This is a genomic window from Herbaspirillum autotrophicum (assembly GCF_001189915.1).
GTDB lineage: Bacteria > Pseudomonadota > Gammaproteobacteria > Burkholderiales > Burkholderiaceae_D > Herbaspirillum > Herbaspirillum autotrophicum.
In genome coordinates, this window is sequence record NZ_LFLS01000010.1 from 24,880 (window position 1) to 44,279 (window position 19,400).

Annotated in this window: 21 protein-coding genes; 4 read left to right on the top strand and 17 right to left on the bottom strand. The window is 58.4% G+C overall.

Annotation, left to right across the window (positions count from 1 at the left end):
* Positions 1 to 44: 44 nt before the first annotated feature.
* The 6 genes from AKL27_RS09820 to AKL27_RS09845 form a co-directional block, all read right to left on the bottom strand.
* Positions 45 to 1,718 (bottom strand): flavodoxin domain-containing protein, encoded by a 1,674-nt coding sequence (locus AKL27_RS09820; protein WP_083438967.1) that lies wholly within the window; start codon positions 1,716 to 1,718, stop codon positions 45 to 47.
* Positions 1,715 to 2,692, bottom strand: coding sequence for an FAD:protein FMN transferase (locus tag AKL27_RS09825; protein ID WP_232310954.1), 978 nt, complete (start codon positions 2,690 to 2,692; stop codon positions 1,715 to 1,717). The genes AKL27_RS09820 and AKL27_RS09825 overlap by 4 nt, the downstream gene beginning before the upstream one ends.
* A gap of 132 nt (positions 2,693 to 2,824) precedes the next feature.
* A complete protein-coding gene (locus tag AKL27_RS09830; RefSeq protein WP_050462641.1) occupies positions 2,825 to 3,634 on the bottom strand; it encodes a DUF4198 domain-containing protein in 810 nt (269 codons plus the stop codon).
* Positions 3,635 to 3,685: 51 nt separating this feature from the next.
* Positions 3,686 to 4,198, bottom strand: a complete 513-nt coding sequence (locus AKL27_RS09835; protein ID WP_050462642.1) for a DUF2271 domain-containing protein — start codon at positions 4,196 to 4,198, stop codon at positions 3,686 to 3,688.
* A 51-nt stretch (positions 4,199 to 4,249) separates the two neighbouring features.
* The gene (locus tag AKL27_RS09840) at positions 4,250 to 4,882 is read right to left on the bottom strand and encodes a PepSY-associated TM helix domain-containing protein (protein ID WP_050462643.1); all 633 of its coding nucleotides are present in this window, start codon (positions 4,880 to 4,882) and stop codon (positions 4,250 to 4,252) included.
* 223 nt (positions 4,883 to 5,105) lie between these two features.
* Positions 5,106 to 5,774: a glutathione S-transferase gene (locus tag AKL27_RS09845; protein WP_050462644.1), complete on the bottom strand. Its 669-nt coding sequence runs from the start codon at positions 5,772 to 5,774 to the stop codon at positions 5,106 to 5,108.
* Between the two features lie 91 nt (positions 5,775 to 5,865).
* Between AKL27_RS09845 and AKL27_RS09850 the strand changes: the two genes are divergently transcribed.
* Positions 5,866 to 7,302, top strand: coding sequence for an aminotransferase-like domain-containing protein (locus AKL27_RS09850; protein WP_050462645.1), 1,437 nt, complete (start codon positions 5,866 to 5,868; stop codon positions 7,300 to 7,302).
* Here AKL27_RS09850 and AKL27_RS09855 read toward each other — a convergent pair.
* The 3 genes from AKL27_RS09855 to AKL27_RS09865 form a co-directional block, all read right to left on the bottom strand.
* A complete protein-coding gene (locus AKL27_RS09855; RefSeq protein ID WP_050462646.1) occupies positions 7,283 to 7,546 on the bottom strand; it encodes a helix-turn-helix domain-containing protein in 264 nt (87 codons plus the stop codon). The genes AKL27_RS09850 and AKL27_RS09855 overlap by 20 nt on opposite strands.
* Before the next feature lie 2 nt (positions 7,547 to 7,548).
* Complete coding sequence (locus AKL27_RS09860) at positions 7,549 to 9,888, bottom strand: FdhF/YdeP family oxidoreductase (protein WP_050462647.1); 2,340 nt, start codon at positions 9,886 to 9,888, stop codon at positions 7,549 to 7,551.
* Positions 9,889 to 10,022: 134 nt separating this feature from the next.
* Positions 10,023 to 10,511, bottom strand: coding sequence for an Lrp/AsnC ligand binding domain-containing protein (locus AKL27_RS09865; protein ID WP_050462648.1), 489 nt, complete (start codon positions 10,509 to 10,511; stop codon positions 10,023 to 10,025).
* A 99-nt stretch (positions 10,512 to 10,610) separates the two neighbouring features.
* Between AKL27_RS09865 and AKL27_RS09870 the strand changes: the two genes are divergently transcribed.
* Positions 10,611 to 11,903, top strand: coding sequence for a D-amino acid dehydrogenase (locus AKL27_RS09870; RefSeq protein WP_050462649.1), 1,293 nt, complete (start codon positions 10,611 to 10,613; stop codon positions 11,901 to 11,903).
* A gap of 60 nt (positions 11,904 to 11,963) precedes the next feature.
* Here the strand turns inward: AKL27_RS09870 and AKL27_RS09875 are convergent, their stop codons facing one another.
* The 4 genes from AKL27_RS09875 to AKL27_RS09885 all read right to left on the bottom strand — a co-directional run bounded on the left by AKL27_RS09875 (position 11,964) and on the right by AKL27_RS09885 (position 14,367).
* The gene (locus tag AKL27_RS09875) at positions 11,964 to 12,161 is read right to left on the bottom strand and encodes a hypothetical protein (protein ID WP_083438968.1); all 198 of its coding nucleotides are present in this window, start codon (positions 12,159 to 12,161) and stop codon (positions 11,964 to 11,966) included.
* On the bottom strand, positions 12,154 to 12,336 hold the full coding sequence (locus AKL27_RS28785; protein ID WP_083438969.1) for a ribbon-helix-helix domain-containing protein: 183 nt from the start codon (positions 12,334 to 12,336) through the stop codon (positions 12,154 to 12,156). The genes AKL27_RS09875 and AKL27_RS28785 overlap by 8 nt, the downstream gene beginning before the upstream one ends.
* Positions 12,337 to 12,404: 68 nt before the next feature.
* On the bottom strand, positions 12,405 to 13,661 hold the full coding sequence (locus AKL27_RS09880) for an MFS transporter (protein ID WP_050462650.1): 1,257 nt from the start codon (positions 13,659 to 13,661) through the stop codon (positions 12,405 to 12,407).
* A gap of 187 nt (positions 13,662 to 13,848) precedes the next feature.
* Positions 13,849 to 14,367, bottom strand: a complete 519-nt coding sequence (locus AKL27_RS09885) for an Lrp/AsnC family transcriptional regulator (RefSeq protein WP_050462651.1) — start codon at positions 14,365 to 14,367, stop codon at positions 13,849 to 13,851.
* A gap of 189 nt (positions 14,368 to 14,556) precedes the next feature.
* On the opposite strand from AKL27_RS09885, the gene AKL27_RS09890 reads away from it, so the two are divergent.
* Together AKL27_RS09890 and AKL27_RS09895 are read left to right on the top strand one after the other, a co-directional pair.
* Positions 14,557 to 14,847, top strand: coding sequence for a FlxA-like family protein (locus tag AKL27_RS09890; protein WP_050462652.1), 291 nt, complete (start codon positions 14,557 to 14,559; stop codon positions 14,845 to 14,847).
* A gap of 351 nt (positions 14,848 to 15,198) precedes the next feature.
* Positions 15,199 to 15,666, top strand: coding sequence for a hypothetical protein (locus AKL27_RS09895; protein ID WP_050462653.1), 468 nt, complete (start codon positions 15,199 to 15,201; stop codon positions 15,664 to 15,666).
* 25 nt (positions 15,667 to 15,691) lie between these two features.
* On the opposite strand, the gene AKL27_RS09900 is transcribed toward AKL27_RS09895, so the two are convergent.
* Genes AKL27_RS09900 through livH form a run of 4 tightly spaced genes read right to left on the bottom strand, consistent with a single transcriptional unit; the run spans position 15,692 to position 19,369 of the window.
* Positions 15,692 to 16,396, bottom strand: a complete 705-nt coding sequence (locus AKL27_RS09900; RefSeq protein WP_050462654.1) for an ABC transporter ATP-binding protein — start codon at positions 16,394 to 16,396, stop codon at positions 15,692 to 15,694.
* On the bottom strand, positions 16,396 to 17,169 hold the full coding sequence (livG, locus tag AKL27_RS09905) for a high-affinity branched-chain amino acid ABC transporter ATP-binding protein LivG (protein WP_050462655.1): 774 nt from the start codon (positions 17,167 to 17,169) through the stop codon (positions 16,396 to 16,398). Before livG ends, AKL27_RS09900 begins: the two co-directional genes overlap by 1 nt.
* Positions 17,166 to 18,392: a high-affinity branched-chain amino acid ABC transporter permease LivM gene (locus AKL27_RS09910; RefSeq protein ID WP_050462656.1), complete on the bottom strand. Its 1,227-nt coding sequence runs from the start codon at positions 18,390 to 18,392 to the stop codon at positions 17,166 to 17,168. Before AKL27_RS09910 ends, livG begins: the two co-directional genes overlap by 4 nt.
* A gap of 47 nt (positions 18,393 to 18,439) precedes the next feature.
* Complete coding sequence (gene livH, locus AKL27_RS09915) at positions 18,440 to 19,369, bottom strand: high-affinity branched-chain amino acid ABC transporter permease LivH (RefSeq protein ID WP_050462657.1); 930 nt, start codon at positions 19,367 to 19,369, stop codon at positions 18,440 to 18,442.
* Positions 19,370 to 19,400: the final 31 nt, after the last annotated feature.

Consider the following 19,400-nt stretch of genomic DNA (forward strand, 5'->3'; position numbering starts at 1 on the left):
GATTATGGCAACCTGACTTCAGAGAATGCGCAAATCAGATCAATTCAATACACATCGCGGCGATAACGGCCCTGTTCAGCCATGATTTCCAGGGTTTCCGCGCCCAGAATCGCGGTCAGCGCCTGCGTCACCCCGGTTGCCATGCCAGCCAGACTGCCGCACACGTAGACAGCGGCATCCGCAGCCACCCATGCACGAATCTCGTCAGCCGCAGCTTGCAGCTCGTCCTGAACATACAGGCGCTGTTCCTGATCACGGGAAAACGCCAGATCCAGGCGCTGCAAAACACCCTGCACCTGCCAGCTTTCAATTTCCTGCCGATGGAAGAAGTCGTGCGCTGCCGAACGCTCGCCAAACAGCAACCAGTTGCGCCGATGCCCCGCCACGGCGCGCGCCTTGAGATGCGCACGCAATCCTGCCAGCCCGGTGCCGTTACCGATCAGGATCAGCGGCCGCTCATCGGCCGGCGCATGAAAACTGCGGTTTTCGCGTACCCGCAAGGCAATTGCGGTATTCAACCCGGCATATTCGGTCAGCCAGCCCGATCCGAGTCCGGGACTGCCGTCAGGATGCAGCATGCGGCGTACCAGCAATTCGAGCCGGCCATCTTCTGGTATCGAGGCAATCGAATATTCGCGGTGCGGCAAGGGCTGCAACGTGGTCGCCAATGCCAGCGGCGATAAACCGCGCCACGCCGACAGGTCATCGTCACTGGCAGGCAACATGCTGCGCGCCAGACGATCCGCCAACCGTTCCTCGCCGGTGCCGTCCTCATGACCGGCTGCGCGCGGCACCAGCGCAGCGCCATCCAGACCTAACGCGGCAATGATGGCAGCCACCTTGTGCGGCGGCTGACATGGGCCGACTTCGGCAATATCACCGGCGCGCCATTGGCTGCCAGGCGGCACGTCAAATGCCAGATGGAAGGCTGGCCCGCCGAGGCTGCCCGGATTCAGCAAGCGCCGTTCGATCAGTTTCCAGGCACCGTAACGCGGTGCACTCCAATCTGCCATGCCGGTATGTCCGCTCAGGCCCCCAAGATGATGTTGCCAATGGCGCAAAGCGCCTTCATCGCCATTATCGACCTCGACGCTGTCGAACAAGGCGTTGGCGCCCTGATGCCGCAACCAGCTTTCGATGGCGCGGCCAAAAGCGCAATAATGCGCGTAGCTGCTGTCACCCAGCGCCAGCATGCCATAGGCGATGCCACTGAGATCGGTGCTGCCGCGCGCGGTATCTGCATTGCCCATGACTTTGCGTGCGAAACCGGCTGCGCTGTCCGGCGCATCCCCTTCGCCGGTAGTACTGACCACAAACAGAACCCGGTGCGCCGTACGCAATTGCGCCAGCTGCAGTTGCGCCAGCGCACTGACACGTACCGCGACGCCTCCCGCCTGCAAGGCCTGCGCCGACTGCCAGGCCAGTTGTTCGGCGAAGCCGGTCTGACTGGCGAAGGCAATCAGGACCGTGTCGGCCGGCGCAACATCGCTGCTGATCAAGCTTTGTTGCGCCACCAACTGACGCCGTCGATAGCGCAAGAAAATCACGCTGCAAAACACCAGATACAACAGCGCCACCAATGCCGCTGCCAGCATTCGGCCGCCATTGCCGTCAAAGCGGCCACTGCGCGCCAGCCACCAGGTCGCGCATACTGCGGCGGCCAGACTGCCGGCCACGCTGGTCAACTTGCGCTGAGCAGGTTTCAAACCGCTTGTCATGTCAGCATGGCCCGCAAGGCCGGTGTCATGCTTTCGCTGAAACCACTGCCATCGCGCGCCAGAAACAGCGCTGCCAGCCCGCGCTCCTGCGCACATCGCATACCTTCTTCCGGTCCCAATACCATCAATGCCGTGGCCCAGACATCGGCCACCATGCATTCCGGATGCAATACCGTGACCGCCGCCAGCGGATGCGCAATCGGCGCTGCACTGCGGGGGTCAATGGTGTGCGAATAATATTTGCCGGCATGTTCGAAATAACGCCGGTAGTCACCGGAGGTTGCCAGCGCCAGGCCATGCAGCGCCACCACGCTGTGCACGGCATCGGCCGTCGTCGCCGCCCCGCCCTGTACCGATAACGGCTGCTCGATACCGACCCACCACGGTTGCTGGTCGGGCTTGACGCCGTAACCACGCAATTCGCCACCGACTTCGACCAGATAACTGGGAATGCCGGCGGCACGCAAATAATCTACCGCCAGATCCACCGCAAAGCCTTTGGCGATGGAAGAAAAATCAAGGTATATGCCGCCTGCCTGCCAGACCCGGCAGCGCACCCGATCCAGACGAATGCGTTGCCAGCCGCAGCGGCTTTGGGCAACTGCAAGCTCCTGCGCTGCCGGTGTTTGCTGACCTCGGGCGTCGGGGCCGAAGCCCCACAGGTTGACCAGCGGTCCGACACTGGGATCGTAAGCACCACCGGTGGCCTGGGCGACAGTCAGCGCGCAATCGAGTACCCGGAAAAACTCCACCGGTATCTCGTGCCAGGTATTGGCTTGCGCCTGATTGAAACGACTCAGATCCGAATCGTCGCTCCAGGTGCTCATCTGACGCACCACCAGATCGAGCTGACGCTGAATGCCGGCGCCGAGCGTCTCCGGCACCGTGCCAGCGGGCAGGATCAGTTTGGCCGACCAGGTAGTGCCCATGGTCAGGCCGGACAAACTCTGCGGCACCGCTGCAACGTCAAGCACAGGCGGCTCGGCAAACTCGACTGGAATGAAAACGCGATTCATGAGACGGAAAAAAGAAATGGCCGCAGCGCCCGGAATGGGCCTGCATGCCATGCACGCGGCGCCGCCGAAGGGACGCTGCAACAACGTTGTTTACTGCGGCAAGACTTCAAACGTGGCGACGTAATTGGCACGCCGTTCGCTGGCCTGCTTGACGGAAGTTTTGGCATCCTTGACGGCCGCTTCCAGCCAGTACATGCCAGGCGTTGGCCAGGTAATGCTGAATTTGCCATCCTGATCAGTGGTGAAGCTCAACTCATTGAGCTTGTCGCGATAACGGATGCCGCCCGGCACTACCGCAACTTTGACGCCGGCAGCCGGTTTGCCGTCCAGCAGCAGACGGAAATTGGCGGCGTCGCCGGCGACCAGATCGTTAGGGTGCGTCAGCGGATCCAGCTCCAGCCCGACCCCGGTGACTGCCAGCACTTTCCTGGTTGGCTTGCCGGCCGTGACGAAAGTTTCAATCCGGCCTTGCGATTGCGACACGACCAGATCCTGGGCATTGGCCGGCACTTCCTTGGCCAGCGCTTCAGCCGTACCGCGCCAGCGTTTGGTCTTGCCATCTTCCTTGTAGCTGGCAAACAAACCCTGATTCAGGATCGCCAGCTTGTAGGTTCCCGGTTGTGACAAATGGACGTCGAAGGTGCTGCGGTATTTGCCGCTCGCGGCATTTTCCGGCTTGGCAACGCTGCCGTCCGGGGCAGTTACTTGCAAGCCATCCAGACGCAACGGGAAGTGTTCAAAGTAGAACAGATCATTGGAAACGGCGGCATCCACCGTCACCCAGGGGTCATTGCCCGACAACACAGTGGCCGATGGCAGCATCCAGGTGCGGTGGGCGTTGGCAGACAACGGTACACAGATGGCCAGCGCCAGCGCGGCCCATTTGAACGACAGTTTCATTCTTGTTCTCCGGTCAGAAATTAAACAGCTATCAGGATTGGCTATGGGGACTCAGGGCTTGAAGTCGAGCGTGATCGCACCGAGTTCGCTGTCGCCTTTGCCGCGGGCAGTCTGGGCAGATTTGGGCGGCCACTGGAACGGCACCTTGACCAACTCGCGGCCACCGACTTCACGCGCCGCTTCCACCATCAGGATGTAATCGCCGGCCGGCAATTTCGCCAGCGGTCCTTTGTCGCCGCTGAAACTCAATTGCTGCTCACCGGCTGGCCGGGTGGCACCGCTGACGCCATCGACCGGCATCTGCAACTCACGCCCGGCACGACGCCACCACTGGCGCATGTCCTTGAGCCACTTTTCGCCTTCCTTGTCTTTTTTCTTGAGGTCGTACCAGACCGCCAGATTGGCTGCCACCGTCTGATCCGGGCGTTCGACCCAGACCGCCACATACGGACGATGATATTCAGCGACGTTGAGGCGAGGAATCTCGACCTTCACGTTCATATCCGCAGCAAGCACCGGCAACGACACCAGACCGGTCAGCGCGAAAGGAAGAAATACACGCATAGGAATCAAACCTCCCTCGATGATTGATAAAAAATTGACGAATAAAATGATTCAGTGAATGAACAGGATCGCCAACAGCAACGGCACCACCAGTCCGAACGCCACCAGCGGCCAGGTGCTGGGGCGATTGCCCGCATGCAGTTGCAGCAAAAACAGGCCGGTGATGCAAAACACCAGACAGGCCACCGCAAAGATATCGATGAACCAGCTCCAGGCAACGCCGGTATTGCGCCCCTTGTGCAGATCATTGAAATAGGAAACCCAGCCGCGATCAGTCTTTTCGTATTCGACTTTGCCGTTGCCCAGATCAACCCGCAGCCAGGCGTCGCCGCCGGGACGCGGCAGCGACAGATACAGCTCGTCTGCGGACCATTCGCCGACCTGTTGCCCGATGCTGATCGCCAGTTGCTGTTCCAGCCATCCGGCCAGCGGCGCCGGCAACGGCTCCTTGTCGCGATGCGAAGCGGTGGTGACGCTGGACAGCAGATCGCGCGGCAATTGCAATTGCCGGTTCTCCACTTTGGGATGCGCTTCGATCTGCGCGGAGTGATTCAGGGTGATGCCGGTGGCGGCGAACAGCAGCATGGCGATCAGGCAGGCGGCCGAACTGATCCAGTGCCATTGATGCAAATGCTTGAGCCAGAACGAGCGGCGCTGCCGATCTGATTTGACCGCGCCGTTCATGTCGCCCCAGCCGCCATGAGATGCGGTGCGTGGTTGTTATTGCTGTTGATCACTATAAAACTCGCCGGATTGTTGTTCACTCAGGATTTACCCGAACAACATCATAAAGAAAATGAGATTGATTCTCAATTATATTATAGACGGCAGCAATCAGCCTAAGCTTTCCTCAGGCAGTGTGGTCAGGATGCCGGAATGACGGAACAACCGTTTGCCGGCACCGTATTCAGCGCAGCAGGTCGTACGGACCGCCCCGCTCCAGTGCCCGCTGATAGGCCGGTCGCGCGTGGATGCTTTCCAGGTACTTGAGCAAGCGCGGATAACGGCTGTCGAGACCGGCACGGGAGCGCGCCCCCTCCACCGGGAAGCTCATTTGGATGTCAGCCGCAGTGAATTCATTGCCGGCGAACCAGGGATAAGCGTCCAGTTCAGCTTCGAGATACTGCAAATGCCGCTGCAATTGGGGATCAAGAAACTTGCTCTGCACGCCGCCGCTGATCATGTTGGCAACCGGCCGGATCAAGGCCGGCACTGACGATGGCAGACGACCGAAGATCAGCTTCATCACCAGCAGCGGCATCGCCGAACCCTCCGCGTAATGCAGCCAGTAACGATAGCGCAGGCGCTGGGAAGTACCGGCGGCGGGAATCAGACGGCCATTGCCGTAGCGCTCCACCAGATATTCAATGATGGCACCCGATTCAGCGATGGTCAGGTCGCCATCGGTCACGACCGGCGATTTGCCCAGCGGATGCACCGCCCGCAACGCCGCCGGCGCCAGCATGGTCTTGGGATCGCGCTGATAGAATTTGATGTCGTATTCCAGCCCCAGCTCTTCCAGCAACCACAACACGCGTTGCGAGCGCGAGTTGTTCAAATGATGCACGGTGATCATATAAGTGGCCTTTCTGTAGAATGCAGGCAAAATTGGCAGATAACCCAGGCAGCCAAGAGTACACAACTTTAACCGAAGACACAGAACCGGCATGGCGCTTCATAAAAAAATTCCGCTGTATCAACGCTTTGCAGACCAGTTGGCGACCTCGATCCGGGCCGGCGTGCTGCAACCGGGAGAACGCGTGACGTCGGTACGCATCGCCAGCCAACAGCATAAAGTCAGCGTCACCACCGTGGTGCGCGCATATGAATTGCTGGAAAGTCGCGGCATCATCGAAAGTCAGCCGCAATCCGGCTATTTCGTACGTCAGACCAGCAAACCCGGCGATCTGCGCAAGTCGCCGCCGTCGGCGGCCGAATCGCGCCAGTCGAGCGAAGTCGATGTCAGCCGGCTGGTATTGGCGACGCTGAAAACCATTCAGCAAGACGGCAAGATTCCGCTGGCCTCGCCCTACCCCAACCCGGCCTTGTTTCCGACTGCGCGCATCAGCCAGTATGCCGGCAAGATCATGCGCGATGTCGTCCAGACCAGCGTGTTTGACGATCTGCCACCCGGGCACCCGGATTTACTGCGCCAGATTGCGCGCCGCTATCTGGAAACCGGGATGAATGTGGGACCCGAAGAAATCGTGATCACCATCGGCGCCACTGAAGCCATCAATCTCTGCCTGCAGGCCGTGGCCAAACCGGGCGATACCATTGCGGTAGAAACGCCGACCTTCTACGCCATGCTGCATGCCATCGAACGGCTCGGCATGCGCGCTCTGGAAATACCCACCGATCCGCATACCGGGATTGACATCGACGCCCTGGCAGAACGCCTGAAAACGCAGCCGGTTGCCGCTTGCATGGTGATGCCCAACTTTCAGAATCCGCTCGGGTTCCAGATGCCGGACAGTCACAAGCAACGATTGGTGGAATTGGCCGGGCAATACGATTTGCCGCTGATTGAAGATGCGGTTTACAGCGAACTGCATTACGGCAGCGCCCATCCGACTTCATTGAAGAGTTATGACACCAAGGGTCTGGTGTTGCATTGTTCATCTTTTTCCAAAAGCCTGACCTCGGCCTACCGGGTTGGCTGGGCCATGCCGGGACGGTACCGGGCGCAGGTGGAAAAGCTGAAATTCTTGAATACGCTGTCGACGCCGACCGTGCCGCAGCGCGCCATTGCCGAGTATCTGACCAAGGGCGGCTACGAACGTCATCTGCGTCGGGTGCGCCGGCATCTGGCGCAACAACGCGATTTGATGCGGCATTTCGTGCTGCGCTTCTTCCCGGCCGGCACCCGCGTGTCGGAGCCTGAGGGCGGCTATATCCTGTGGCTGGAACTACCGGCGACAGTCGATGCCATGGAACTGTACCGGCGCTGCCTGGATGTCGGCATCACGATTGCACCCGGCCGCATTTTCGCTGCCAGCAATCGTTACAGCCACTTCATCCGGCTCAACTACAGCTATGCCTGGACGGCAGAGATCGAACAGGCTTTGAAAACCATCGCCGGCATCACTGCCGGGCTGATGTGATGTCAGGGTCTTGCGGCAACAGCAAGACGTTACCCGTGCCATCTTCATTCAAGGTCACGCTGACCACGCCGGCCTCTTCCAGCAGCGTCAGATAACGGCGCAAAGTGCTCATGCGTAATTCCGTGCGCTTGGACAGGCGTGCCAGCGACAATGGCGCGCCGCTGCGGGAACAGTCCTGCTCCAGTTCAAACAGGATCCGCAACACCTCGGGCGGCAACTGCGCGGCATCCTCTTCCGGGGTCATGTTCAGGCGGCCTTTTCGATGTCAATCATCGGCACTTTGGCCGCACGCGCCAACAACACGGGGATCGATTTCGAGGTCGGGGTACGGGCCTTTTCGGCAAAGCTCTCAAGCGGTACCAGCGGATTGGTTTCCGGATAATAACTGCCCAGACAACCGCGCGGAATATCATATTCGACCAGCAAGAAACCATCGGCCCGACGCTCCACATCATCTTCCCAGACGCTGATGATATCCACCCATTCGCCCGCTTTCAGCCCCAGCATATCGAGATCGAGGCGATTGGCAAACACCACGCGGCGCTGACCGAAGACACCGCGATAGCGATCATCCATGCCATAGATGGTGGTGTTGTACTGATCGTGCGAACGAGTCGTCATCAGGGTCATCAGACGCTCGCCGTATTTGCGCCTGGCCTGATGAATCGGGGTGTCTTTGGGAATCGGGTGCACGATGAATTCTGCCAGGCCGCTGCCGGTCTTCCAGACCCGCTCACGCGACGCCACTCCCAGATGAAACCCGCCGGGATTGGCAATACGGACGTTATAGTCCTTGAAGGCATCGTACACTTGCTCGATGGCATCGCGAATACGCGCATAGTCTTCGGCGTACCACAGCCATGGCAGTTGCGGTCCGTTGGCGCGGTCCTGCATCGTGGCTTGCGCCAGATGCGCGACGATCGCGGTTTCCGACATGCACTCGGGCGACGCCGGCTTGTTGATGCCATACGACACGTGCACCATGCTCATCGAATCTTCCACCGTCACGCCTTGCGGACCGCTGGCCTGCACGTCGATTTCGGTACGCCCCAGCGTCGGCAGAATCAGCGCATCCTTGCCATGAATCAAATGGCTGCGGTTGAGCTTGGTGGTGATGTGCACGGTCAGATTGCAAGAGCGCAGTGCGTCGAAGGTGCGCGGCGTGTCCGGCGTCGCCATCGCAAAATTGCCGCCGAGACCGATGAACACCTTGACCTCGCCGCGCAACATGGCTTGCACCGAACCCACCACATCATGGCCGTGCTCGCGCGGCGCCTTGAAGCCGAATACCTGTTCCAGGCGATCGAGGAAAGCCGGCGTCGGTTTTTCATCGATACCGACAGTGCGGTCGCCCTGCACATTGGAGTGACCGCGCACCGGACACAGACCAGCGCCGGGGCGACCGATATTGCCGCGCAACATCATCATGTTGGACAACATCTGGATCGTCGCCACCGCGTACTTGTGTTGCGTCAGGCCCATACCCCAGGTGGCGATCACGGCCTTGCCGCGCACATACACCTGGCTCAGTTTTTCAATATCTTCGCGCGCCACACCGGACTCTTCCACGAGGTCATCCCAGCTTTCGCGGCGGGCATCCTCGGCGAAGGCCTCAAAGCCATTGGTATGTTCAGCCAGAAAGGCAACATCGATCACGCGCTCTGCCCCCTGCGCCACAGCGGCATCATCAAGCTCGATCACGCGCTTGACGACGCCCTTGATCAGCGCAAAATCACCGCCCAGCTTGGGATGAATGAACATCGAGCTGATCTTGGTGCTGGACATGGTCAACATGTCGCGCGGGCTTTGCGGATCGGCAAAGCGCTGCAGGCCACGCTCCTTGAGCGGATTGATCGAGACAATGGTGGCGCCGCGTTTGGCACACTCGCGCAACTCACCCATCATGCGCGGATGATTGGTGGCCGGATTCTGCCCGAACAGCAACAAGGTATCGCACTCATCGAAATCGTCGAGCAACACGGTACCCTTGCCGACCCCGACCGTTTCCGGCAACCCGACGCTGGTCGGCTCGTGGCACATGTTGGAACAGTCAGGGAAATTGTTGGTGCCGTACTGGCGCACGAACAATTGAAACAGGAATGCGGCTTCATTACTGGCGCGGCCGGATACGTAGAACGCGGCCTGATCCGGATCAGGCAACGCATTCAGATGCGAGGCCATCAATTCGAAAGCGCCCTGCCAGCTGATATTTTTGTATTTGTCGGTGGCCGCGTCATACACCATCGGCTGTGTCAGTCGACCATGGTCTTCGAGCGCGAAGTCGGATTGCTCCAGCAAGGCCGCAACGGTATGGGTTTCAAAGAAGTCGGCCGTGACGCGCTTGGCGGTCGCCTCGGCGGCCACTGCCTTGACACCGTTTTCGCAAAACTCGAAGGTGGAGGTATGTTCGCGGTCCGGCCAGGCGCAACCGGGACAATCGAAACCATCCGGCTGGTTTTGCGACAGCAGCGTACGCAAGCCCTTGCCATCGGCCACGTGTTCCTTGACCAGATTGAGCGCGACGTATTTCAGTGCCCCCCAGCCGCCGGCAGCGGCTTTGTAGTCTTCAATCTTCGGCTTGCCCATCTGCGATCTCCCATGACACAATTCTTGACAGTGCCAAAGTTTAGATCACTGCCTGCGATAACGGCGTGCACAGACATTGCACCCGCAATGCAGCACAGACAATAATTACCCGCAATAAATCCCGCCCCGATTTGTCATTCTTCGAGGGATAGCGCCAGGGTTTCCTTGATTTCCTCCATCACCACATAGCTCTTGGATTGCGCCGCTCCCGGCAATTGCAGCAAGATGTCGCCGAGCAACTTGCGGTATTCCGCCATGCCGCGGATCCGCGCCTTGATCAGATAATCGAAGTCGCCCGACACCAGATGACATTCCTGCACTTCCGGAATCCGCAGCACTTCGCGCCGAAACTGCTCAAACATGTTACCGGATTTGTGATTCAGCGTGATTTCCACGAATACCAGCAAGGTCGCCCCGAGTGAACCCGGATTGACGCGCGCGTAATAACCGCTGATGACGCCATCACGCTCCATGCGTTTGACGCGCTCAATACAGGGCGTGATCGACAATCCCACCTGCTCGCCCAGATCTTTCATCGACATGCGCCCGTCTTTTTGCAACAGCGTCAGGATGCGGCGATCAAGTTTATCCAGCGTACGAATGGTTTGCTGCTGTGTTCTCATTATTTTTTCCCAAATTGGCACTTAAATACAGTAACAAACACTGGCCGATTCTCAATATCATAGTTTTATATTCTATATCAACACTCAAGGGGATTTCACATGCGCGTAGTCATTCTGGGCAGCGGCGTGATTGGCGTTACCAGCGCCTACTATCTGGCCAAGGCTGGCCATCAGGTTACCGTGCTGGATCGCCAGCCGGGACCCGCACTGGAAACCAGTTTCGGCAATGCCGGCCAGATCTCGCCGGGCTATGCGTCGCCTTGGGGGGCACCAGGGATTCCGCTCAAAGCCTTGAAATGGATGTTTGAAGAACACGCGCCATTGGCGATCCGGCCCGACTTCACCCTGCACCAGTTGCGCTGGATGTGGCAAATGCTGCGCAACTGCAGTGCCGAGTGCTATGCGGTCAACAAGGAACGCATGGTACGGCTGGCAGAATACAGCCGCGACTGCTTCCGCCAATTGCGCGCCGATACCGGCATCGACTATGAAGGTCGCCAGCAAGGCACGTTGCAACTGTTCCGCACCCAGGAGCAACTGGATGGCGCCGAGAAAGATATCGCCGTATTGCGGCAGACCGGCGTTGCCTATGAGTTGCTGAACAGCGCGCAACTGGCCAATGCCGAACCGGCGCTGGCGAAAGTCCACCACAAGCTGACCGGCGGACTGCGCTTGCCCAACGATGAAACCGGCGACTGCCAGTTGTTCACCACGCGGCTGGCGAAAATGGCAGAAGACCTCGGCGTGAAATTCCGCTATGGCGTTTCCATCGATGGCCTGGCCGTAGCCGGCGATGAGATCGATGGCGTATTGTGCGGCAAGGAACTGGTCAAGGCCGACCGCTACGTGGTCGCGCTGGGCTCTTACTCCACCGGCTTCCTGCGCAATCTGGTGGACATTCCGGTGTACCCGCTCAAAGGCTATTCGATCACGGTCCCGATTGTCGATGCGGAAGCGGCGCCGGTGTCCACCATTCTCGATGAAACCTACAAGATCGCCGTGACGCGTTTCAATCAACGCATCCGGGTCGGCGGCATGGCCGAAGTCGTGGGTTTCAATACCGCCCTCAATCCGAAACGCCGTGCCACGCTGGAAATGGTAGTCAATGATCTGTTCCCGGGTGCCGGCGATACAGCGCAAGCGACATTCTGGACCGGCCTGCGGCCCATGACGCCGGACGGCACGCCGATCGTCGGTGCCACTGCGCTGCGCAACCTGTATCTCAATACCGGTCACGGCACGCTGGGCTGGACCATGTCCTGCGGTTCGGGACAATTGCTGTCCGACCTGATCTCCGGCAAGCGTGGCGCCATTGCTTCTGATGATCTGTCGGTGGCCCGTTACAGCGGGCAACGTCACATGTCGCCGGCGGTCGCGGCACAAACTGCCTGAGTACCCATCGGCCTTTGCCGGCCATCATGCCAACCGGTAAAGGTCAATCTGCCAGCATGCTCACAGGTGCCTCAGCGCATCCATGCGGTCGGGCAGGATACGCATGACGGCAATGCCGTAGTCCGTTATGCGAAAGTAAATCATGTGGCGCTCGATACACCGGCGGCGATGGCCGGGTCGAATCTGATCACACGCAGGCGCTGCCCAGATCAACTCAAGGTCGTGCTCGGCAGCGGGAGCAAGACGATATTCAGCCACGCGCCCTCCGCATCCTCTGCTTGAAAGCTTCGGCATCAAACGGTTTTGGTTCACCGCTTGCTTCCCCTTCAATCAACGCCGCACGAATGGCCTCGATTTCGCCGCTACGTTCTTGTGACATTGCATCGCAGAAGCGCTTCACTAGCGCCGCGCATAAAACAAGACGGGGGTGCATCAGAACCCTGATACCCCCCCCCGTCTTGGTACTTCCCTGCGGTAAATTGATACCAGATCAGGACGCCATCAGGCCGTCTTGGGCTCCGCCTTCTCCAGCTTCGGCAAGAATGCCGCCAGCAAGCCAATCAGCGGCAAGAACGCGCATACCTGATACACGAAGTAGATATCGGTCATATCGGCCAGCTTGCCCAGCAAGGCAGCGCCAATACCGCCCATGCCGAAGGCAAAGCCGAAGAACAGACCCGAGACGGTACCCACCTTGCCCGGCATCAGTTCTTGTGCGAACACCAGAATGGCCGAGAATGCCGACGCCAGAATCACACCGATGATCACGGTCAGCACACTGGTCCAGAACAGGTTCGCATGCGGCAGCATCAGCGTGAATGGCGCCACGCCGAGAATCGATACCCAGATCACCAGCTTGCGGCCGAAACGGTCACCAATCGGACCACCGGCGACGGTACCCACGGCCACCGCGAACAGGAAAATGAACAAGTGAATTTGCGCATCCTGCACCGACAGATTGAATTTGCTGATCAGGTAAAACGTGAAGTAGCTGCTCAGACTCGCCATGTAAAAATACTTGGAGAAAATCAGGATCAGCAATACGGACACTGCCTTGATGACCGTCTTGCGTGGCAGCGGCACATAGGATGCCGATTTCTTCTTCGGTTTGGTTTTGCCCAGCAATTGCTGACGCTGATACCAGTGACCGATCTGGCGCAACACCACGATGGCCAGCAACGCGGCAATCGTGAACCAGGCAATGCTGCCCTGGCCGCCGGGGATGATGATCCATGCCGCCAGCAACGGTCCCATCGCACTGCCGGCGTTACCGCCGACCTGAAACAGCGACTGCGCCAGACCATGCCGCCCGCCCGATGCCATGCGGGCCACGCGCGATGCTTCCGGATGGAATACCGACGAACCGGTACCGACCAGTGCCGCAGCAATCAGCAGCACGGTGAAATTGGGCGCCACCGATAACAGCAGCAGGCCGCACAAAGTGGACCCCATGCCGATGGCCAGTGAATATGGTTTTGGATGTTTATCGGTATACAGACCAACCAGCGGCTGCAACAGCGACGCCGTGACCTGAAAGGTCAAGGTGATCAAACCGATCTGGGCAAAACTGAGATTGAAATTTCCCTTGAGCAGCGGATAAATCGCCAGCAACAAGGATTGAATCATGTCATTCAAAAAGTGCGAAAAGCTGATTGCGCCCAATACACGAAAGCCGGTTTTTTCCACCTCGCTTTTGTCCGGGCCTTGCTGCCCGGCAGTCGGTGGCAAATTCGGCGTATTGTCGAGTGCTGTCTCCATGATCGTTTTTGTCTGGTGAAGGAAAGCTCATGATTTTAGACCTTCCCCCGGGATTTGTCTTTTGACCCGCAATTCGGGGCCGTAGGCCCGGTCGGCGTACGTAAAAGAGCGCCACAAAAACGTCAGTTCGACATTCTCATGCGCCTGCTGAATTCAGAACAAACCCGGCAGAAATGCAACCGCAGATTCAGGCAGAAAACTTGATCCGCTGACGGCTTTGCGCCGGTTGCGTAACGTGCTCCAGCGGCAGCACGTGCGAGTGCTTGATCTTCTTGAGCGTGATATTGGATTTGACGTTGGTCACGCCTGGCAATCTGAGCAAACGCGTCATCATGAATTCGGAAAATGCTGCCAGATCAGGCGCCACGATGCGCAACAGATAATCCGCTTCGCCGGTCACGGAAAAACATTCCAGTACTTCCGGCATGGCTTCCACTGCATGTTCAAACTGATCACCGCGGGTTTCGCCCTGACGATCAAGGGTGACGTTGGTAAACGCAGTAACACCGAGTCCGACTACCGCCGGATCGAGTACGGCGGTATAGCGCTCGATGACATGCGCCTCTTCCAGCCGCTGCACCCGGCGACTGATCTGCGACGTCGACAAATGGACCTTCTGGCCGAGTGCGCTATTGGTGATGTGACCATCGCGCTGCAATTCAGTCAGCAACGCCAGATCGTAGCGATCAACCGTGATTGTGCTCATATTTCTCCTTAGCCTCCCTGTAAGTGAATAATTTGTGCATATTATCCACTTTTCAATCAGCGCCAACACTCCTATTTTTCATTCTGTTAGCGTCCTGACATCTTGCACAATTCTTCTTTTTTTAAAAATTCCTCAAGGAAATTTTATTTCCACCGATAAAGGTCTCACTTACCTCCCTGAAAGCAATCGATGTCTGCCAGCGCCAACACATCCGCCGCCTCCGCTATTGATTCCAGCGCCGACATCAGCGCCCGCATTGCGCAATTGAGTGCACAGATCATGACGCTGCAAAAACAAGTACAAGACCATGCCACGTGCCCTGCCACGCCAAATGATGCAGAGCAGCGCCAGCAAATTCAGGCCCACTATCAGGAAATCTTTCATCTCGAACGCGCGTACGCACAACTGCGCAACCGACGTCCCAATCATCTCGGCGTCGTGCTGGCAGTCGCCGCTTCCGCCGCCGGTTTTGCACACTGACTGAAGACGTCAACAGGCGCTGCGTCAGTGGCGTCTTTCACTCAAGATTCGTTCAATCCGGCATCGATGCCCGCCATCGATTGCGGTCACCCTCACGCACAGGCAGGCTCAGGCCTAATCCGCTTCGCACGACCTCTCACGCTTGAAAACTGCTGCATGAAAACGGCCGCATAACGTCTGACGCGGACTGCGCCAATGGCTGTGCAAAACCTTGTTTGCGCGACACAGTCATCGAAAAAAATCGACTTTTGGACTCACAAAATTTGATCATTGCATCATTTCCCACCCTCGCTATGGATTCGCCATTTTGCTGCCCGGATACTGGAAAAACCTTATCCGAGGAGGCATATCATGCGGATCCCGACCCGGCTGCCACCACCAGTACGCAATATGGCCCATCAGTCCAAGGCGAGCAAAGAAGCACTGATGCAAAAGCTCAAGGCGCAAAGTTCGCCGAAAGCGCTCAAGGCCAAACTCAATACCCTTGAGAATTTCGTCAAGCGCCTGGACGCCGTCACCAATCCCTCCCTTAACGTGATTCGCAAAAGAAGAGAAACAATGGCAGAAATCAAGCTGTTGAAGCAACAGCTCGGCTACGCCGAAAGCAGAAACAAACGCGCCGCCGATGCAAAAAAGACGCCGGATCAACTGCGGCAGGAAGAGCAAACGCGACAGCTTGAGGAGACCCAAAAAACCCCCGGCAAAAAACCAGTGGCCTCATCCTCGTTCACCGCCTATATTCCATCGACCTCAGCCCGGGCCAACAACGCCGGCTCGGAACCCAACGGCTACAACAGCCGGGGCCAACCGGTGCGCTGACCGGATGGACGGTCAGCGCCAGGCCTCAGGCATGTCCGAGATATGCCTTGCGCACGGCATCGTTGGCCAGCAGATTGGCGCCGGTGTCGTGCAACACCACATGGCCGTTTTCCAGTACATAACCGCGATCAGCGACACCCAGTGCCTTGTTGGCGTTTTGCTCCACCAGAAACACGGTGACGCCCTGCTCGCGGATCGAACGGATGATGTCGAAAATCTGTGCAATCACCAGCGGCGCCAGTCCCAGAGTAGGCTCATCGAGCAGCAACAGGCGAGGCTGGCTCATCAGGGCGCGCCCGATTGCCAGCATTTGCTGTTCGCCGCCGGACATGGTGCCGGCGCGCTGATGTGCGCGCTCCTTGAGACGCGGGAATAACGTGAACACATGTTCGACACCGGCGCCGAGGGCATCATTGGTGGCAAAGAACGCGCCCATCTTCAGATTTTCCAGCACCGTCAGGCTCGGAAACACGCGTCGTCCCTCGGGCGAAATCGCCATGCCGGAGCGCATGATTTCATGCGTGGCGCGCTGCGTAATATCCTGCCCTTCAAAGGTGATCTTGCCGCTCGACGCCCGCGGCTTGCCGCACAAGGTCATCAGCAAGGTAGTCTTGCCGGCGCCGTTGGCACCGATCAGCGTGACAATTTCGCCCTGCTGTACATTCAGCGATACACCATGCAGCGCCTCGATGGCGCCGTAATGCGTATGTACCTGTTCAAACTGCAACATCATTCTTCTCCCAGGTAGGCTTTGATTACGCGTTCGTCATTGCGCACCACGTTGGGGGTGCCGGTCACAATCGGCTTGCCGTGTTCCATCACCAGGATGCGATCAGAAATCCCCATGATCAGGCTCATATCGTGTTCGATCAGCAATACCGCGACGCCATGATCGCGGCGCAGGCGATTGATCAGTTGTTGCAATTCCTGCTTCTCTTGCGGATTGAGGCCGGCCGCCGGTTCGTCCAGCAGCAACAGGCGCGGCTTGGTAATCATGCAGCGCGCAATCTCTACCCGCCGTTGCAAACCGTAGGACAAGGTCCCCGCTTCGCGGTTGGCCAACGCCGTCAGGCCGAGCTGATCAAGCCAGTATGCCGCCCGTTCCAGCGCCTGCTTTTCGGAACGGCGGAAACCGGGCAACTTCAGCAAACCCGACAACAGGTTGTTATTGATCTGGTTGTGTTGCGCCACCAGCAGGTTCTCGACCACGGTCAGCGACTTGAACAGACGGATATTCTGAAACGTGCGCACCAGACCTTGTTGCGCCACGTAGTGACTCGGACGACGGGCAATCGACGCGCCCTGCAGACTGATATCGCCGGCAGTCGGCTGATAAAAACCGCTGATGCAATTGAATACCGTGGTCTTGCCGGCACCGTTGGGACCGATGATGGCAAACACTTCCTTGTCCTGCAGCGACAACGAAACGCCATCCACCGCTAGCAAACCGCCGAAGCGCATCGACAGGCCGGATACTTCGAGCAAAGTTGAATTGGTCGTCATTGCGGCAACTCCACGTGAGGACGGGTTGCCGGCAGCAAACCTTGTGGCCGCCAGATCATCATCAGCACCATCACCAGACCGAAGATCAGCATGCGGTATTCAGCAAAACTGCGCGCGACTTCCGGCAGGATGGTCAGCAGAATCGCGGCCAGAATCACACCCAGTTGCGAACCCATGCCGCCCAATACCACGATGGCCAGAATCAGCGCCGATTCGATGAAGGTAAACGATTCCGGATTCACCAGCCCCTGACGGGCAGCAAAGAAACTGCCGGCCAGACCGGCAAAAGCAGCACCCAGCGTAAATGCCGAGAGCTTGATCTTGGTTGGATTGATACCCAGCGAGCGGCAAGCGATTTCATCGTCGCGCAAGGCTTCCCATGCGCGCCCCATCGGCATGCGGATCAAACGACTGGTGACGAAGTAAGTAAACAGCACCAGCAGCAAGCCAAGGAAATACAGGAAAATCACCATATGCCCGCCCTGATAGGTCAGGCCCAGCATGTCGTGGAAAGTCGTGCCGCCCTCGACGCTGGCGGTACGCGCCATTTCGATACCAAACACGGTCGGTTTCGGAATGCCGGACACACCATCCGGGCCGCCGGTCAGCGACGTCAGGTTATTGAGCAACAGACGAATGATTTCACCGAAGCCGAGTGTCACGATTGCCAGATAATCGCCGCGCAAGCGCAGCACCGGAAACCCGAGCAGGAAACCGAACAGTGCCGACATGCCGGCGGCCAGCGGCAGACACTCCCAGAAGCTCAAACCGAAATACTGGTTCAGCAAGGCGTAGGTATAGCCGCCAACCGCGTAAAAACCAACGTAGCCCAGATCGAGCAAACCGGCGAAGCCGACCACAATATTGAGACCGAGACCGAGCACCACATAAATCAGCGCCAAGGTGACCACGTCGACATTGCCGCGCGAACCGAAAAACGGCCAGACCAGCGCCACTGCCAGCAAGACCATCAAGGCATAACGTTGCTGGGTCGGCTGCAATTTGGGCAGCGCCGGCAACCGGATATTGGCGGTAGTGCGCGACAGTGCCGGCTTGAACAATTGAAACAGAAACACCGCCAGCACCGCGATCAGCACCGGCGTCCAGTGCGCCTGCAACACCACGCGATAACCTTCGAGCTGCAATTTCAGACCGAGCAGCGGCGTCGTCAGAATGGCGGTAAGTATGGCCGCCGCCACGGCGTTCTTGAGGGTAATTGGCATCAGATTTCCTTCACTCTTTACAGCGACGCATGCGACCTGGCGCGGCGTCAGACCTTTTCCACGTCGGGCTTGCCCAGCAAACCGGTCGGACGGAACAGGAGAATCAATACCAGCAGTGCGAATGACACCACATCCTTGTACTCGGCCGGCAGATAACCGGCGGCGAAGGTTTCCGCCAATCCCAGCAGCAGACCGCCGAGCATGGCGCCGGGGATGCTGCCGATACCGCCCAGCACCGCCGCCGTAAAGGCTTTGATACCGGCGATGAAACCGATGAAGGGATTCAGCTTGCCGATCGTCAGCGCAATCAGCACGCCGCCGACGGCGGCCAGCATGGCGCCCAGCACAAAGGTAAAGGAAATGACGCGGTTGGTATCGATGCCGAGCAGATTGGCCATGCCCATGTCTTCAGCGCAGGCACGACAGGCGCGGCCCATGCGCGAGCGACCGATGAACAGGGTCAGCGCCACCATCAGCATCAGCGTAACGCCGACAATGATCAGGCGCGAATAGGGAATCGTGACGGTGAAATCGCTGCTGCCCATCTGAAATTCAATCGCGCCCGAAATCAGAACCGGCACCGACATATCGCGCGAGCCCTGACCAATCTGCACATAGTTTTGCAGAAAGATCGACATGCCGATGGCCGAGATCAGCGGCACCAGCCGCGGGCCGCCACGCAACGGACGATACGCCACGCGTTCGACGGTCCAGCCATACAAACCGGTGACCACCACGGAAACGATCAGCGCCGCCCCCAGGATCAACGGCAACGGATAGCCGGCCTGGATGCCGATGGCCGTCAGTGTCACCAGACCGATGTAGGAACCGATCATGTAAATTTCGCCATGCGCGAAATTGATCATGCCGATGATGCCGTAGACCATTGTGTAGCCGATGGCGATCAGCGCATAGATCGCGCCCAGACTTAGCCCGTTGACGAGCTGCTGGGTCAGTTGAGGGAGCAATTCATTCATAGGAATTTTAGATGTGCAAATGCCCCATTTT